This is a genomic window from Kribbella sp. VKM Ac-2569 (assembly GCF_004216905.1).
Taxonomy (GTDB): Bacteria; Actinomycetota; Actinomycetes; order Propionibacteriales; family Kribbellaceae; genus Kribbella.
Genome location: NZ_SGXJ01000001.1, coordinates 200859 through 217452 on the forward strand (window position 1 = coordinate 200859; position 16594 = coordinate 217452).

At 68.3% G+C, this 16594-nt stretch carries 12 protein-coding genes and 1 tRNA gene; 4 read left to right on the forward strand and 9 right to left on the reverse strand.

Going from position 1 to position 16594, the window contains the following annotated elements; translation table 11 throughout:
• Positions 1–248: 248 nt before the first annotated feature.
• Positions 249–827, reverse strand: coding sequence for a response regulator (locus EV649_RS00915; RefSeq protein ID WP_347233111.1), 579 nt, complete (start codon positions 825–827; stop codon positions 249–251).
• A 24-nt stretch (positions 828–851) separates the two neighbouring features.
• A complete protein-coding gene (locus tag EV649_RS00920) occupies positions 852–1619 on the reverse strand; it encodes a helix-turn-helix domain-containing protein (protein ID WP_130379506.1) in 768 nt (255 codons plus the stop codon).
• An 84-nt stretch (positions 1620–1703) separates the two neighbouring features.
• Between EV649_RS00920 and EV649_RS00925 the strand changes: the two genes are divergently transcribed.
• Together EV649_RS00925 and EV649_RS00930 are read left to right on the forward strand one after the other, a co-directional pair.
• A tRNA-Leu gene (locus EV649_RS00925) sits at positions 1704–1777 on the forward strand.
• 36 nt (positions 1778–1813) lie between these two features.
• Entirely contained in the window at positions 1814–2563 is a 750-nt protein-coding gene (locus EV649_RS00930; protein WP_130379508.1) for a transcriptional regulator, read from the forward strand.
• A 27-nt stretch (positions 2564–2590) separates the two neighbouring features.
• Here EV649_RS00930 and EV649_RS00935 read toward each other — a convergent pair whose 3' ends face one another.
• From EV649_RS00935 to gltB, 5 genes are all read right to left on the reverse strand, one after another.
• Positions 2591–3400, reverse strand: a complete 810-nt coding sequence (locus EV649_RS00935; protein WP_198682253.1) for an SGNH/GDSL hydrolase family protein — start codon at positions 3398–3400, stop codon at positions 2591–2593.
• A gap of 90 nt (positions 3401–3490) precedes the next feature.
• Complete coding sequence (gene pyk / locus EV649_RS00940) at positions 3491–4942, reverse strand: pyruvate kinase (RefSeq protein WP_130379510.1); 1452 nt, start codon at positions 4940–4942, stop codon at positions 3491–3493.
• 99 nt (positions 4943–5041) lie between these two features.
• Entirely contained in the window at positions 5042–6598 is a 1557-nt protein-coding gene (locus EV649_RS00945) for a metallophosphoesterase (protein WP_241997637.1), read from the reverse strand.
• A gap of 88 nt (positions 6599–6686) precedes the next feature.
• Positions 6687–8153 (reverse strand): glutamate synthase subunit beta, encoded by a 1467-nt coding sequence (locus tag EV649_RS00950; RefSeq protein WP_130379512.1) that lies wholly within the window; start codon positions 8151–8153, stop codon positions 6687–6689.
• Positions 8153–12691: a glutamate synthase large subunit gene (gltB, locus tag EV649_RS00955; RefSeq protein ID WP_130379514.1), complete on the reverse strand. Its 4539-nt coding sequence runs from the start codon at positions 12689–12691 to the stop codon at positions 8153–8155. Before gltB ends, EV649_RS00950 begins: the two co-directional genes overlap by 1 nt.
• A 253-nt stretch (positions 12692–12944) precedes the next feature.
• On the opposite strand from gltB, the gene EV649_RS00960 reads away from it, so the two are divergent.
• A complete protein-coding gene (locus EV649_RS00960) occupies positions 12945–13745 on the forward strand; it encodes a phosphotransferase (protein ID WP_130379516.1) in 801 nt (266 codons plus the stop codon).
• 57 nt (positions 13746–13802) lie between these two features.
• Positions 13803–14852: a 1-aminocyclopropane-1-carboxylate deaminase gene (locus tag EV649_RS00965; RefSeq protein ID WP_130379518.1), complete on the forward strand. Its 1050-nt coding sequence runs from the start codon at positions 13803–13805 to the stop codon at positions 14850–14852.
• Here EV649_RS00965 and EV649_RS00970 read toward each other — a convergent pair.
• Entirely contained in the window at positions 14813–15538 is a 726-nt protein-coding gene (locus tag EV649_RS00970; protein ID WP_241997638.1) for a VIT1/CCC1 transporter family protein, read from the reverse strand. The two genes, EV649_RS00965 and EV649_RS00970, sit on opposite strands and share 40 nt — an antisense overlap.
• Positions 15531–16499, reverse strand: coding sequence for a prolipoprotein diacylglyceryl transferase (gene lgt, locus EV649_RS00975; protein WP_198682254.1), 969 nt, complete (start codon positions 16497–16499; stop codon positions 15531–15533). The genes EV649_RS00970 and lgt overlap by 8 nt, the downstream gene beginning before the upstream one ends.
• Between the last annotated feature and the right edge of the window lie 95 nt (positions 16500–16594).

Consider the following 16594-nt stretch of genomic DNA (forward strand, 5'->3'; position numbering starts at 1 on the left):
CGGGCTGTGTTGTGAGGTCGTTACCCCGGTAAGCATCGTCCTATGACCTGATTACTGTCCGGTGGGGAAATGCGGTGACATACGGTCAGCGGGCGGATCTACTCGGTGAGATTCGCTCGACGTCGCCGACCACCTTCGCCACGGTTTGTTACCAACGCCCGTGCAGGTTCACCTCACGGTTACGACACGCCGGTGTTGCGAGCGGATGACGGCAGGTTGCGCATGGACAGGCAGATGCTGCTGCCTGATCAGGAATCTCCGGCTTCGTTGACGACCAGCTCGGCCACCTGGCGCATCGAGACCCGCTTGTCCATCGCGGTCTTCTGGATCCACCGGAACGAGTCCGGCTCGGACAGCCCGAACTTGGTCTGCAGGATCGACTTCGCCCGGTCGACCAGCTTGCGGGTCTCCAGCCGCTCGGCCAGGTCGGCGACCTCCCGCTCCAGCTCGGCGAGTTCGACGTACCGGGATGCGGCGATCTCGATCGCGGGCAGCAGGTCGGCCTTGGAGAACGGCTTCACCAGGTACGCCATTGCGCCGGCGTCCCGCGCCCGCTCGACCAGCTCCCGCTGCGAGAACGCGGTCAGCATCAGCACCGGGGCGATCCGCTCCCCCGCGATCTTCTCCGCCGCGCTCAGCCCGTCCAGCTTCGGCATCTTCACATCGAGAATCACCAGATCCGGCCGCAGCTCGATCGCCAGCCGAATAGCCTCCTCGCCGTCCCCCGCCTGCCCGACGACGTCATACCCCTCTTCCGCGAGCATCTCAGCCAGATCCATCCGAATCAAAGCCTCGTCCTCAGCAATCACCACACGCTTAGCAGTCACACCGCACACCCTAGCGACCCCACCTCACCTCTTCGGCCCCACAAACCCGTCAAGCACCCCAACCGCCTCCCGCCGACTCACCGCGATCACGTTCCGCCGCGGCTGCCGCCAAGCAATCCCTAACTGGTCCAGCGCATCCGTGAGAATCTTCCGGATGTCCTCCGACTCGTTCGAGAACATGTACCGCGTGTAGTAGTACCGCTTGCCGTCCGGCTTACTCGCCCAGTTCACGAACCGGCACCCGTCCGAGTGGAACAGGCCCCGTAGCAACTGATCGGGGTACTCGGCAACTATCTCCCGCTGCCAGTCCGCCAGTTCGATCTTCCGCAGATGCTTCCGTCCAGGACCGTGCTGCGGAAACACACACGGCCAGTGCTTCCACCGAGCCTCGATCCTGATCGCCGTCGACCCGCCACGCAGGCACGGGCTCGCGCCCGGCTTCACCAGCTTGATCGTCGCCGCGATCTCCTGGTTGAGCTCCGGATACTTCTGGTCGTTCGCGATCTGCAGCGTGAACACACCCCGCCGCGCCCGTGCGATGGACCCGTCGCCCAAGTACCACCCCAACAGCAACGCGTATGCCGACTCGTCCAGATCCGCCCCATCACACCGCGGACACGGTGTCCCCCGGTCGCCGCCACGAGTCCGCCCCTCGAGCTGATAACGCCGCCGCCACGTCCGAATCGTCTGCAGGGCAACACCGTGAATCTCGGCGTTTCGCCGATCGCTGACACCGGCGTCGCACAACCGCAACGCCGACTCAACTGTCTCCTTGGACCTGAAGTGCGCCATGCCACATCGTCGCGTCGGCCGCCGACATTTTCTGATCGAGCGGTCATATGGGCTAGGATTTCCCAGCGCGCATGAAGCGTGCATGCCCTGGTAGCCCAACCGGCAGAGGCCGCGCTCTCAAACAGCGTCCAGTGTGGGTTCGAATCCCACCCAGGGCACAGAAATCTGTCGGTCGTCTGCGCGAAGCTCGGTTCGTGTACGACGAGCAGACTCGCGAGATCGCGCTCGCGGCGATGGCGGCGGGCGAGAGTCTGAATGCGATCAGCAAGCGGCTCGGGGTCAGTCGGGCGGCGCTTCGGGAGTGGCGGGACGGCAAGGTACGTCGGACTCCCCCGGCCAACTGCCCGCGGTGTGGAAGCGGGACGCTCGACACCTCGTCGTACGCGCATCTTCTGGGGCTGTATCTAGGCGACGGCTGCCTGTCCAGGCACCGGCGTGAGGTCTACGCACTGCGGATCGCCTGTGATGATGTCTATCCGCGGCTCATCAACGAAGCGGCCGCCGCGATGAGCGCGGTCCACCCGAGTCGGCCGGTGCACCGAGTTCGTGCGGTCGGCTACACGTCGGTTGTTTCGTACTGGAAGCACTGGCCGTGTCTGTTTCCTCAGCACGGTCCGGGGCCGAAGCACGGGCGTACGATCGCGCTCGCCGACTGGCAGCGGGAGATCGTTGCCGAGCACCCCCAACTGTTCCTGCGCGGCCTCTTCGACTCCGACGGCTGCCGCGTCACCAACTGGACAACCCGAACAGTCGCCGGCCAGACGAAGCGCTACGAATACCCGCGCTACATGTTCTCCAACGAATCCACCGACATCATGCACCTCTGTCAATGGGCCCTCGACCTGCTCGAGATCCCGTGGCGCATGCCCCGCCGCAACGCGTTGTCAGTCGCTCGGCGGGTGGCCGTCGCGAAGCTGGACCAGTTTGTTGGGCCGAAGTCGTAGCCATGACCGGCACCAGACCGAGCTAATTTACCCCCACCAGGAGTGGGGCCAGGTGGTTCGGGCGAGGGCGGCTTGGCCGGTGAGGCTTGGGTGGAAGTAGTCGAGCTTGCTGACGTCGCTGCGGGTGAACTGGTAGTTGAAGACAGCGCCGGCGTCGTAGCGGCATTTTGTGATCGCGGCGCACTCCTGCGCGAGGACAGTGTTGAAGGCGATCACACGACCGCGGACTGCTTGGCGCTCGGCTTCGGTGCGGTTCGGAGCGAGCAGGGACTGACAGATGCCGGCGGTCTGCCAGACCAGGGTGGCCAGCAAGTCGGTGTGGTAGATCTGCCAGAGGCGGTAGACGTCAGGGACGCTCGCGACGAAGATGTGGGCGCTGCCGGGCAGGCCCGCGTCGAGGATCTGCAGGGTCTGCCGGAACTGGCTGCGATACACGTCGACAGGCGTCATCGAGGTCGGGGACGACGTGCAGGCGTCGTTGGCGCCCATCAGGATCGTCACGTAGCGGACCTGTTGTGCGACCGCGCGCTGACTTTGCGAGGGCGCATCCGACATCCGGGCGCCGGACTCGGCGTCGTTGTAGTTGTGCCCGGCGATGGCTGGGTTGAGCGCGCGCAGCCGCTCGTAGTGGCTGGTGATCCCGTCCCAGCTCGCCCCGCCGGTACTCCACGAGTTGGCGGGATGGTCGCCGTACCAGCAGCAGACATCGGCCGCCCGTGTCATCGAGTCTCCGATGGAGGCCATGCTCGACGGCACCGCCAGCGCCTGAGCAGACGTCGTGCCGCCGAAAGCCAGCAGCAGACTGAGCAGAACCATCAACACCACTGAGCGACGCACGGCGGACTCCTCATCAGACAGCCCCAGGCCGTCTGTTCGGTACCCAGCCGCAAACCGGCGGGCGGCTGGTGAGCCGCCCGCTGCGGTCGCTTACGGGTTGGGGCTGCGGTACGCCGGGGCGTTGCCTTCGATGGCGTCGCCCATGCGGTGGACTCGGAGGGCGTTGGTGGAGCCGGGGATGCTGGGTGGGGAGCCGGCGACGATGACTACCAGGTCGCCCTTGTTGAGGATGCCGAGCTCGAGGAGGCGCTGGTCTACCTGGCGGACCATTTCGTCGGTGTGGTCGACGGTGGGGACGATGTGGGTGGTGATGCCCCACACGACGCTCAGCCAGGAGCTGACCGACGGGACCGGTGTGAACGCGAGCAGCGGGACATCGGTGCGATAGCGGGCGAGGCGGAGCGCGGTGTCACCGGACTGGGTGAACGCGATCAGGTACTTCGCCTCCAGCCGCTCCGCGACGTCCGCGGCCGCGCGGGCGATCACGCCGCCCTTGGTCTTCGGCTCCCATTCGATCTCCTGGATCCGGCCGAGACCGTGTTCCTCGGTCGACTCCACGATCCGGGCCATCGTCTTGACGGTCTCGATCGGGAACCGGCCGACGCTGGTCTCACCGGACAGCATGACGGCGTCGGCGCCGTCGAGTACGGCGTTCGCGACATCGGAGGCCTCGGCGCGGGTCGGCCGCGGCGCGGAGATCATCGACTCCAGCATCTGGGTGGCGACGATCACCGGCTTCGCGTTCAGCCGGGCCTGGTCGATGATCAGCTTCTGGACCAGCGGGACCTCCTCGAGCGGGAGCTCCACGCCGAGGTCACCGCGGGCCACCATGAACCCGTCGAACGCCTCGATGATCTCGTCCAGGTTGGCGACCGCCTGCGGCTTCTCGATCTTGGCGACGACCGGGAGCCGCAGCCCCTCCTCGTCCATGATCTTGTGCACCAGCTGGATGTCGGAGGCGTCCCGCACGAACGACAGCGCGATCATGTCGGCCGGCAGGTGCAGCGCCCACCGCAGGTCCTCGGCGTCCTTCTCGGACATCGCCGGCACGCTGACCGCGACCCCCGGCAGGTTGATGCCCTTGTGGTTCGACACCGGGCCGCCGACGGTGACCCGGCAGATCACGTCGGTCTCGGTGACCTCCTCCGCGACGAGCGCGATCCGGCCGTCGTCGATGAGCAGCTGGTCACCCGGCTTCACGTCACCCGCCAGACCGTCGTACGTCGTTCCGCAGATGGTCTGGTCACCCGGCACCTCCCGGGTGGTGATGGTGAAGCGCTCGCCGTAGGTCAGCGTGGCCTTGCCCTCGGCGAACTCGGCCAGCCGGATCTTCGGGCCCTGCAGGTCCACCAGGATGCCGACGTTCTTGCCGGTCTCCGCGGCAGCGGTCCGAATCCGCTGGTAGATGCGCTCATGCTCGGCGTGGGCGCCGTGGCTCAGATTGAGCCTTGCGACGTCCATACCTGCTTGGACGAGTTCTGTGATGCGCTCCGGGGCGGCAGTAGCCGGGCCGAGCGTACAAACGATCTTTGCGCGACGCACGTCACAAAACCCTACTCCTGCAAACCACTGGGTCCGCTGGTCCACCCCCGTTACTGGACAGTTAACAGTAGAAGACGAACGGCGGCATCGCCTGAATCGTCAAGAACCCAAGGGGGTGTAGGGCCCGACGGTCACATCGCCACTCGGCTGCGCGGTGACCGTCTGCAGACCGACCGGCAGCCCTTTCTGGTACGTGATCAGGGTGACCTCACCCGGTTTGCGCAAGGTGTAGCCCAGCGCGAAGGCGTACGCCGCTCCCCCGGTCGTCCCGTTCGTGTACGTCGTGACCGCGCGGTTGTCGACCACCCGGTGCTCGGGCCCGACCTGGCGGTGCAAATGACCGGACAACAGCAAGGTCGCGCACCCCCGCGCGGCGGTGTCGGCGTACGACGACGGATCGTGTACCACCATCGTCGAGATCCGCTTGTCGTCCGGCTGGTCGCAGGCGATGTCCGCGAGCCGCTGCGACTGGTGCTCGATCGTCTCGTCGCCCGGGCTGTCCGCGCTGCCGAGCCCGGTGCGCGTCGGGTCGCTGTCGCCGAGGAACCGGATCCCCTCGACCTCGACCGGCTTGCTGTCGAGCACGGTGAACCCGGCCTTGCGCATGAACCCCTCGACGTGGCCGCCGGCGTCGTGGTTGCCGGCCACGGCGACCACCTTGAGATCCTTGAAGTGCTGCCGCAGCGAGTTGATGCTGAACGCTTCCCAGGTCTGCCCGGACGAGGTGTCGTCACCGGCGTCGATGAGCAGCTTGGCGCCGCCCGCCTTGGCCACCTCGGCGGCGAAGCCGTCGATCCCGATGTTGTCGTGCCGGTCCGCGACCAGCAGGGCGACCTTCTCGTTCTCGTTCGGCTTGTGCAGTTGCGGGGCGACGTCGGCGACCCGGTCCTTGAGCTTGCCGTACAGCTCGGTGGACTTGCGGTACGTCTCGACCAGCGTCCGGATCACCCCGACCCCGCCGGTCGTGGAGATCCCGGACGCGACCTCGACCGTCTTCAGCCGGTCGTCGAACGACATCTCCGGCAGCAGCTTGAACAACGGCTGCCACTGCGTCGGCGGTACGTCGGGCTGCCGCATCCGTCCCGGCCCGTAGATCGACGCGATCGTGATCAGCATCGCGACCAGGACGACGATCATCCGGTGCTCGGTCCGGCGTTCGTGCCGGTGCACCAGGTGCCACAGCTCGCTCCGGCGTCGTACCCCGAGAGCTGTCCACAGGGTCGCGACCACGACGACCACGAGCAGGCCGGTCCCGACCCCGGCGACCGCGTTGTCGACTGCCATCTCCTGGATGACCTGCTGGATCCGCCCGATCTCACCGTCGGGCTGGGAGGCGATCAGGGTGTCGCGGGTGAGCAGCTCGGTGAGGTTGTCGGCGTCGGTCTCCTGGACGTCGACGTTGACGCCGATGCCACCCGGCGTGTGGGTCGGGATCCGCAATCGCGGCAGTACGGCGCCGAGGTCGAGCGTCGCGTGCCCGTCGAACGTCGGCGATACGGTCGCCGCGTGCGCGCCGATCGTGACCCGCTCGGAGTCGTTCACGAACCCGAACAGTCCCACCACGAGCGAGGTCAGCACGAAGAGCAGGCTCAACCCGGCCCACGGCGCAACCGCCCGCAGCCGCTCTTTCGTCACCAGCCGGAGAACCACACTCACCAACCTACCGAGAAGCCCCACCTTGAGCACCGACCAACCATTTTCCGTCGCGGATTTTGGTTGCCTGGGGCCCAAGGTGGAGCTGCGGTCAGACTGCGAGGGGGCGGGCGGTGGGCGGGATCGGGGTGGGGAGCGTCGACGATCCGGTGAGGTGGGCGTCGACGCCGCCGGCGCAGGACCGGCCTTCGGCGATGGCCCAGACGATCAGCGACTGGCCGCGGCCGGCGTCGCCGCAGGCGAAGACACCTTCGACCGAGGTCTGGTACCGCTTGTCCCGCTTCACGTTGCCGCGCTCGTCGAGCTCGACGCCGAGCTGCTCGAGGAAGCCCTCGCGCTCCGGGCCGACGAAGCCCATCGCCAGCAGCACGAGCTGCGTCGGAATGGTGCGCTCGGAGCCCTCGACCGGGTTGAACTTCCCGTCCTTGAACTCGACCTCGACCAGGTTCAGTCCCGAGACGTTGCCGTCGGCATCGGCCTCGAAGTTCACCGTGGAGACGGCGTACACCCGGTCGCCGCCCTCCTCGTGGGCGGAGGCGACCCGGTAGATCATCGGGTACGTCGGCCACGGCTGGTGGCCCGGGCGGTCGTCGCCGGGTCGCGGCATGATCTCCAGCTGGGTCACCGTCCGCGCGCCCTGCCGGTGCGCCGTACCGAGGCAGTCGGCGCCGGTGTCGCCGCCGCCGATGATCACCACGTCCTTGCCGGTCGCAACGATCTGGTTCTCGACGGTCTGCCCGAGCGCGAGCCGGTTCGACTGTGGCAGGTACTCCATCGCCTGGTGGATGCCGCCGTACTCACGGCCCGGCACCGGCAGGTCGCGGGCCGCCGTGGAGCCGGTCGCGATCACCACCGCGTCGTACCGCTGCTTGAGCTGAGTGCCCGTGACGTCCACACCGACGTTGACGCCGGAGCGGAAGACCGTGCCCTCCTCCTTCATCTGCTGGATGCGGCGGTCGACCTGAAGCTTTTCCATCTTGAACTCGGGAATGCCGTACCGCAGCAGGCCGCCCGGGGCGTCGGCGCGCTCGTACACGGCGACGGTGTGCCCCGCGCGGGTCAGCTGCTGCGCGGCGGCGAGTCCGGCGGGCCCGGACCCGACGACCGCGATCGTCTTGCCGGTCAGCCACTCCGGCGGCTGCGGCTTGACGTCACCGGTCTCCCAGGCCTTGTCGATGATCGCGACCTCGACGTTCTTGATCGTCACCGGGTCCTGGTTGATGCCCAGGACGCAGGACGTCTCGCACGGCGCCGGGCAGAGCCGGCCGGTGAACTCCGGGAAGTTGTTGGTCGCGTGCAGCCGCTCGATCGCGCTCGACCAGTCGTCGCGCCAGACCAGGTCGTTCCACTCCGGGATCAGGTTGCCCAGCGGGCAGCCGCTGTGGCAGAACGGAATACCGCAGTCCATGCAGCGGCCGGCCTGCTTGGTGATGATCGGCAGCAGCGCCTTGCCGGGACCGCCGGGGTAGACCTCTTTCCAGTCCTTGACCCGTTCGTCGACCGGCCGCCGGTCGGCGACCTCCCGCGGGGTGGTCAGGAATCCCTTGGGGTCAGCCATCAGATGGCCTCCATCATCGCTCGCGTGGTGGCGTCCTCGTCCAGCCCGTCGCGCTCGGCGGCCGCCTTGGCCGCCAGCACCCGGGCGTAGTCGCGGGGCATCACCGTGGTGAACCTGGCCGCCGCGGCGGGCCAGTCGGCGAGCAGCTTGGCCGCCCGTTCCGAACCGGTCTCCTCGAAGTGCCTGCGGACCAGGTCGTGCAGCAGTTCGGACTCGTCCGTGGTGACCGGGTGCAGATCCACCAGCTCCGGGTTCACCAGGGTGTGGTCCAGGTCGAGCACGTGGGCCACGCCGCCCGACATGCCCGCCGCGAAGTTCCGGCCGACGGCGCCGAGTACGACGACGCGCCCACCGGTCATGTACTCGCACGCGTGGTCGCCGACCGATTCGACGATCGCGGTCGCGCCGGAGTTCCGGACGCAGAACCGCTGGCCGGCGCCGCCGCTGATGAACAGTTCGCCGGACGTCGCGCCGTACGCGATCACGTTGCCGGCGATGATCTGGTCGGCGGCGTCGAACCGCGCGCGCCGGTCCGGCCGGATGACGACCCGGCCGCCGGACAGGCCCTTGCCGACGTAGTCGTTGGCGTCACCCTCGAGTCGCAGGGTGACTCCGCGCGGCACGAAAGCGGCGAACGAGTTGCCGGCCGACCCGGTGAAGGTCAGGTCGATGGTGCCGTCGGCCAGGCCGGCCGCGCGGTACCGCTTGGTGATCTCGTGGCCGAGCATCGTGCCGACGGTCCGGTTGACGTTGCGGATCGCGAGCTGCGCCCGGACCGGTTCGCCGTTGTCCAGCGCCGGCCGGCAGATCCGGATCAGCTCGTTGTCGAGGGCCTTGTCCAGACCGTGGTTCTGCTCGATGGTCTGGTGCAGCGAGGCGCCCTCGGGCAGCGCCGGTACGTGCAGGATCGGCGACAGGTCGAGCCCGTCGGCCTTCCAGTGGTCGACGGCGCGCTCGATGTCGAGTACTTCGGCGTGCCCGATCGCCTCGTCCAGCGTCCGGAATCCGAGCTCCGCCAGGTACTCGCGGACCTCCTCGGCGATGAACTCGAAGAAGTTCACGACGAACTCGGGCTTGCCGGTGAACCGCTCCCGCAGCACCGGGTTCTGCGTCGCAACCCCTACCGGGCAGGTGTCCAGGTGGCAGACCCGCATCATGATGCAGCCCGACACCACCAGCGGCGCGGTCGCGAAACCGTACTCCTCCGCGCCGAGCAGCGCCGCGATGATCACGTCCCGCCCGGTCTTCAGCTGGCCATCGGTCTGTACGACGATCCGGTCCCGCAAACCGTTCAACAGCAGGGTTTGCTGCGTCTCGGCGAGACCGAGCTCCCACGGACCACCCGCGTGCTTCAGCGAGGTCAGCGGCGCCGCACCGGTACCGCCGTCGTGGCCGGAGATCAGTACGACGTCCGCGTGGGCCTTCGAGACACCCGCCGCGATCGTGCCGACGCCGACCTCGGAGACCAGCTTCACGTGGATCCGCGCCTGCGGGTTCGCGTTCTTCAGGTCGTGGATCAGCTGCGCCAGGTCCTCGATCGAGTAGATGTCGTGGTGCGGGGGCGGCGAGATCAGGCCGACGCCCGGCGTCGAGTGCCGGGTGTTCGCCACCCACGGGTACACCTTCGGGCCGGGCAACTGCCCGCCCTCACCGGGCTTCGCGCCCTGCGCCATCTTGATCTGGATGTCGTCGGAGTTCGTCAGGTACTCCGCGGTGACGCCGAAGCGACCGGACGCGACCTGCTTGATCGAGCTCCGCCGCGCCGGGTCGTACAGCCGGTCGGCGTCCTCGCCGCCCTCGCCGGTGTTCGACTTGCCGCCCAGCTGGTTCATCGCGATCGCCAGCGTGGTGTGCGCCTCGGCGCTGATCGAGCCGTAGCTCATCGCGCCGGTGGAGAACCGCTTGACGATCGCGCTCACCGGCTCGACCTCGTCGATCGGGATCGGCCCGCGGTCGCTCTTGAAGCCGAACAGTCCGCGCAACGTCATCAGCCGCTCGGACTGCTCGTCGACCCGCGACGTGTACTGCTTGAAGATGTCGTACCGCCCGGTCCGGGTGCTGTGCTGCAGCCGGAAGACCGTGTCCGGGTCGAACAGGTGCGGCTCGCCCTCGCGGCGCCACTGGTACTCGCCGCCGATCTCGAGCTTCCGGTGCGCCGGCAGGATGCCGTCGGCCGGGTACGCGCGCAGGTGGCGACGCCGTACCTCCTCGGCGATCGCGTCCAGGCCGACGCCGCCGATCCTGGACGACGTACCGGTGAAGTAGATGTCGACCAGGAACGGGGACAGCCCGTTCGCCTCGAAGATCTGGGCGCCGGTGTACGACGCGACCGTCGAGACACCCATCTTCGACATGACCTTGAGGACGCCCTTGCCGAGCGACTTCACCACGTTGCGGATCGCCTGCTCGGGCTCGATGCCGGGCAGATAGGTACCGCGCCGGCACAGGTCCTCGACGGACTCCAGCGCCAGGTACGGGTTGATCGCGGCCGCGCCGTACCCCATCAGGAGCGCGACGTGGTGGACCTCGCGGACGTCACCGGCCTCGACGACCAGGCCGACCTGGGTGCGGGTCTTCTCCCGGACCAGGTGGTGGTGCACCGCGGAGGTGAGCAGCAGCGACGGGATCGGGGCGCTGTCGGCGTTCGAGTGCCGGTCGGACAGCACCAGGATGCGGGCACCCTCGCTGATCGCGGCGTCAGCCTCGGCGCAGATCTCGTCGAGCCGGGTCCGGAGCGCCTCGCCACCGCCTTCGACGTCGTACACGCCGCGCAGGACCGTGGTGGCCAGGCCGGGCATGTCGCCGTCGAGGTTGATGTGCCGGAGCTTGGCCAGCTCGTCGTTGGTGATCACCGGGAACGGGATCACCACCTGCCGACAGGACGCCGGACTCGGGTTGAGCAGGTTCGACTCCGGGCCGAGGCTGGACGACAGCGAGGTCACCAGCTCCTCGCGGATCGCGTCCAGCGGCGGGTTCGTGACCTGCGCGAACAGCTGCGCGAAGTAGTCGAACAGCAGCCGCGGGCGGTCACTGAGTACGGCGATCGGCGTGTCGGTGCCCATCGAGCCGATCGGCTCCGCGCCGGCCTTCGCCATCGGGGTGAGGATGACGCGCAGCTCTTCCTCGGTGTACCCGAAGACCTGCTGGCGGCGGGTCACCGACGCGTGGCTGTGGACGACGTGCTCCCGCTCGTGCAGGTCCTCGAACCGGATCAGGCCGGCGTGCAGCCACTCGTCGTACGGGTGCTCGGTGGCGAGCGCGTTCTTCACCTCGGCGTCGGTGATGATCCGGTGCGCGTCGACGTCGACCAGGAAGATCCGGCCCGGCTCGAGCCGGCCCTTCTCGGTCACGGTGGCCGGGTCGATGTCCAGGACGCCCGCCTCGGAGGCCAGTACGACGAGACCGTCGTCGGTCACCCAGTACCGCGAGGGCCTCAGGCCGTTGCGGTCCAGGACCGCGCCGACCTTGGTGCCGTCGGAGAAGACCACCGACGCCGGGCCGTCCCACGGCTCCATCAGCGTCGAGTGGAACTCGTAGAACGCACGCCGCTGCGGGTCCATCGTGGCGGCGTTCTCCCACGCCTCCGGGATCATCATCAGCATCGCGTGCGGCAGCGAGCGGCCGCCGAGGTGCAGGAGCTCGAGAACCTCGTCGAACGACGCCGAGTCGGAGGCGCTCGGCGTACAGATCGGGTAGAGCTGCTCGAGGTCGCCCGGGATCAGGTCGCTGGAGAGCAGCGCCTCGCGGGCCCGCATCCAGTTCCGGTTGCCCTGGACGGTGTTGATCTCACCGTTGTGGGCGATGTACCGGTACGGGTGGGCCAGCGGCCAGGACGGGAACGTGTTCGTGGAGAACCGCGAGTGCACGATCCCGATCGCGGAGGCGAGGTCGGGGTCGGTCAGCTCGGGGAAGAACTTGTCCAGCTGGTCCGTGGTCAGCATCCCCTTGTAGGTGATGGTCCGGCCGGACAGCGACGGGAAGTAGGTGTCGGTCTCCTTCTCGGCCCGCTTCCGCAGCCGGAACGCCATCCGCTCCAGCGCCAGGCCGAGCACGCGGCCGGCCTTCGCGGTCACGAACAGCTGCTTGAAGGTCGGCATCACCGAGCGCGCGGTCGCGCCGAGCAGGCCGGGCGTGGTCGGGATGTCCCGCCAGCCGACGACCGTCAGCTGCTCCTCGTCCGCCAGCTCCTCGATCCGGTCGATCGCCTTCGCGGCGTCGTCGGCGTCGGCCGGCAGGAACGCGATACCGGTCGCATAGCTGTGCGGCGCCGGCAGCTCGAACTCGCACACCTTGCGGTAGAAGGCGTCCGGTACCTGGATCAGGATGCCGGCGCCGTCGCCGGAATCGGGCTCGGCACCGGACGCGCCACGGTGCTCGAGGTTCCGCAGGGCGGTCAAGGCCTTGGCCACGATGTCGTGGCTCGGTTCACCGGTCAGGGTCGCGACGAAAGCGACCCCACAAGCGTCGTGCTCATGGGCTCCGTCGTAGAGACCCTCGCTGGGGCGGTGCCGGTTTTGGGCAGGGGGGACACCAAACATTCAGGAGCTCCCGTCGTCCTACGGTCAACACAACTGGCCGCGGGACAACACTGGCCCAAGCCGGGAGTCCCGAGACTACCTCATGACGCCCGCCAGTTGGACTTCCTGTCCACCGCGCAACGCCTTGATGACCCTCAGTAAGCAAGCGCTCACTATTAGCCTCCCATCATCCCAGCCCACCTCCATCACAGCCACCCACAGCCCCTTGAAATTCACCTGCTGAGACCGGCCGGATCCTGATAGGCCAGGGCCTATGCCCTGGCACCCGTCTCCCGACTGGCAACCGCTCACTGCCGGAACCGGTCAAGCCACCGGCGGCGTCTGGCGAACCCGCGACGGCCAGGTGGTGAAGCGCCTGGTCCCCGGCGTACAGGACCTCCGTCACCACGCCTACTGGGAACGGCAGGCGCTGGTGGCCGAGTCCGGTGTGGTCGCGGGTACGCCGGGACTTCGCGCACCCGCCTGCCTAGGGGTGGAGCGGGATGCTGACGGGATCACGCTGCGGATGGCGTACACGCCTGCCGCTGAGTGGGCTCCCGAGGCGCTGGCCGGGGCACTGGGGCGGTTTGCGGGCTCCTCCTTGGCAGAGCCTGGCTGGGGTGCTCGCGACGTACTGCGTGACCGTCTGGGGACTGTGGAGCGGCGCGGTGGATGGGCGTCGCTGAACCGGGCGGGGCCCGCGATCGACGAGCTGTGGCGGCTGCGGGACAGGGCGCTAGCGGTGCTAGATGACCTACCTCGGGTGCCGACGCATGGTGACGCGCATCCGATGAACCTGCTCGGCCGCGCCGGTGACGACGTAGTGGCGATCGACTGGGAGCAGTTCGGCCTGGGTCCTCTTGGGTTCGATCTCGGTTACCTGGCGCTCGCGGTCGACACACCTCTGGACGCATTGGTCGACGCCCACGGCGGCGACGTACGGCGCGGGGCTGTCATTGTGGCGGCGTACACCGGCGTTTCGCGCGCAGCCTGGGCGCTCGACGCCGGCGATCACACCGATCGGTTGAGGACGCTCTCGTCGATTGTCGACGAGGCTGTTTGCCAGGCGTCGTAGAAGGCGGTAGTTCGGGAAGCGGGTGAAGATGGTGCCTAGCTGATCGAGGAGGAACTGATGGGGCTCAGTGATTTTTCGCGGTATCCGTTGTTGTTCGGGGCGAGTCCGGTGCATCCGTTGGAGCGGCTCTCGGCGTACCTGGGTGGGGCGAAGGTGTGGGCGAAGCGGGAGGACTGCAACTCCGGGCTCGCGTACGGCGGGAACAAGACGCGGAAGCTCGAGTACCTGATCCCGGACGCGCTCGCGCAGGGCGCCGACACGTTGGTGTCGATCGGCGGGTACCAGTCGAACCACACCCGCCAGGTGGCCGCGGTCGCGGCGAAGGTCGGGCTGAAGGCGGTGCTGGTCCAGGAGAACTGGGTGAACTGGCCGGACGCCCTCAACGACCGGGTCGGGAACATCCTGCTCAGCCGGATCATGGGCGCCGAGGTGCGGCTCGACCCGGCCGGGTTCGGGATCGGGTTCAAGGACAGCTGGAAGCAGGCGCTCGCGGACGTCGAGGCTCGCGGAGGTACGCCGTACGCGATTCCGGCCGGTGCTTCGGACCATCGGCTCGGCGGACTCGGGTTCGCGCAGTGGGCGTACGAGGTGCAGCAGCAGGAGCGGGAGCTCGGGGTCTTCTTCGACACGATTGTGGTCTGCTCGGTGACCGGGTCGACGCACGCCGGGATGATCGCCGGGTTCGCGGGTCAGGACCGCCCGCGGCGGGTGATCGGGATCGACGCGAGCGCCAAGCTCCAGGAGACCCGCGACCAGGTCGAGCGGATCGCCCGCGCCACCGCGGAGCTGATCGACCTCGGCCGGGACCTCCGCGCCGACGAGATCACCGTCCTCGAGGGCTGGGCCGGCGACGAGTACGGCGTACCTGTGCAGTCGACCCTCGACGCGATCCGCCTGACCGGTCAGCTGGAGGGGATGATCATCGACCCGGTCTACGAAGGAAAGTCCATGGCCGGCCTGATCGACCTGATCCGCACCGGCGACATCCCCAAGGACTCAACCGTCCTCTACGCCCACCTCGGCGGCCAACCCGCCCTGAACGCCTACAGCAGCCTCTTCACACACACTCAGCCGATTCCGGGGCCGACGAGGGTTCCGACGAAGTAGGTGAGGGCGGCGGCTGCGGCGCCGAGGAGGAGTTGGCGGAGGCCGGAGTACCACCAGGAGCGGCTGGTGACGCGGGAGACGACGGCGCCGCAGACGAAGAGGGCGGTCAGCGCGAGGATCAGGGACGGTACGACGCTGCCCGCGCCGAACAGGTACGGAGCCAGTGGGACGAAGGCGCCGATGGCGAAGCAGATGAACGACGAGGCGGCCGCGATCACCGGGTTCGGGAGGTCGCCGGGGTCGATGCCGAGCTCCTCGCGTACGTGCTCCTCGAGGGCCTGGTCCGGGTCGGCGTGGAACTGCTTCGCGACCTTGCTGGCCAGGTCCGGGTCGAGGCCCTTCGCCCGGTAGGTCTCGGCGAGCTCGATCTCCTCGTCGATCGGGTGCTTCTTGATCTCGGCGCGCTCGACCTCAATCTCCGCCCGGGCGAGCTCGCGCTGGGAGGCGACCGAGGTGTACTCCCCCGCCGCCATCGAGAAGGCGCCGGCGGCGAGGCCCGCGAGGCCGGCCAGCACGATGAACTTCGACCCGGAACTGGTGCCGCCGTCCATGCCGGCGATCAGCGCGAAGTTCGACACCAGGCCGTCCATCGCGCCGAACACCGCCGGACGCAGCCAGCCGCCGTTCACATCACGGTGCGTGTGGTCCCCGTGATGCTCGGCAGAAACCTCAGGCGTCTCAGTCACTTGACCCGTCGTTGGCTTTCGCGGTGGTCGCCTCGGCACCCGTCTCGTCGGTCGCCTTCGCTTCGCTCGGCTCGGCGGTGTCCGGCGTCTCGCCCTCGACGGGCAGGCCAGCGGCGGGGCCGGTGGCTATGTCTTCCTGGCCCGGGCGTTTGCGGGCGCTGATGACGAAGGCGACGACGCCCAGAACAAACAGGATGATCGCGGTCCACACGTTCAGGCGCAGGCCGAGGAAGTGGTTCACGTCGTCGATGCGCATGTTCTCGATCCACGCGCGGCCCGCGGTGTACGCCGCGACGTACAGGAAGAACGCCCGTCCGTGACCGAGTTTGAACCGGCGGTCGGCGAGCAGGATCAGCGCGACCACGCCGAGGTTCCAGACCGCCTCGTAGAGGAACGTCGGGTGGAACGTGGCGAAGTCGGCGTACCCAGCCGGCCGGTGGTCCGTGGCGATCTCCAGGCCCCACGGCTTGGTAGTCGGGCCGCCGAACAGCTCCTGGTTGAAGTAGTTCCCGAACCGGCCGAAGATCTGCGCCAGCGCGATCCCCGGCGCCATCGCGTCCGCGACCGCCAGGAACGGCACCTTGGCCCGCCGGCAGGCGATCCAGGCGCCGAGCGCGCCGAAACCGACCGCCCCCCAGACGCCGAGCCCGCCGTGCCAGATCTTCAGCGCGTCGATCGGATGCTTGCCCTCGCCGAAGTACAGCTCGGCGTCGGTGATCACGTGGTAGATCCGCGCACCGATCAGCCCGAACGGGATCGCCCAGAACATGATGTCGGCGAGCACCGTCGCGGAGCCGCCGCGCGCCACCCAGCGCCGGCGGCCGAGCCAGTAGCCGGCGAAGATGCCGGCCAGGATGCACAGCGCGTACGCGCGGATCGGCAGGGGGCCGAGGTGCCAGACACCTTGGCTCGGGCTGGGGATGAATGCCGGAACCATCACGGCGGGAAGCAGACTAGACATGGCAAAGGGGAACGCTACTCGACCCACCAGAGCACTGCCAGAAACGCACGGTCACGATGGGGCCTCAGAGTGCGTGTGGACCCCCTGCGCCGTCG

Excerpts from the sequence above, each read along its gene's own strand:
- EV649_RS00920 (WP_130379506.1), bottom strand. The coding sequence starts at position 1,619 with ATGGCGCACTTCAGGTCCAAGGAGACAGTTGAGTCGGCGTTGCGGTTG.
- EV649_RS00950 (WP_130379512.1), bottom strand. The coding sequence starts at position 8,153 with ATGGCTGACCCCAAGGGATTCCTGACCACCCCGCGGGAGGTCGCCGAC.
- gltB (WP_130379514.1), bottom strand. The coding sequence starts at position 12,691 with ATGTTTGGTGTCCCCCCTGCCCAAAACCGGCACCGCCCCAGCGAGGGT.
- EV649_RS00960 (WP_130379516.1), top strand. The coding sequence starts at position 12,945 with ATGCCCTGGCACCCGTCTCCCGACTGGCAACCGCTCACTGCCGGAACC.
- EV649_RS00965 (WP_130379518.1), top strand. The coding sequence starts at position 13,803 with ATGGGGCTCAGTGATTTTTCGCGGTATCCGTTGTTGTTCGGGGCGAGT.
- lgt (WP_198682254.1), bottom strand. The coding sequence starts at position 16,499 with ATGTCTAGTCTGCTTCCCGCCGTGATGGTTCCGGCATTCATCCCCAGC.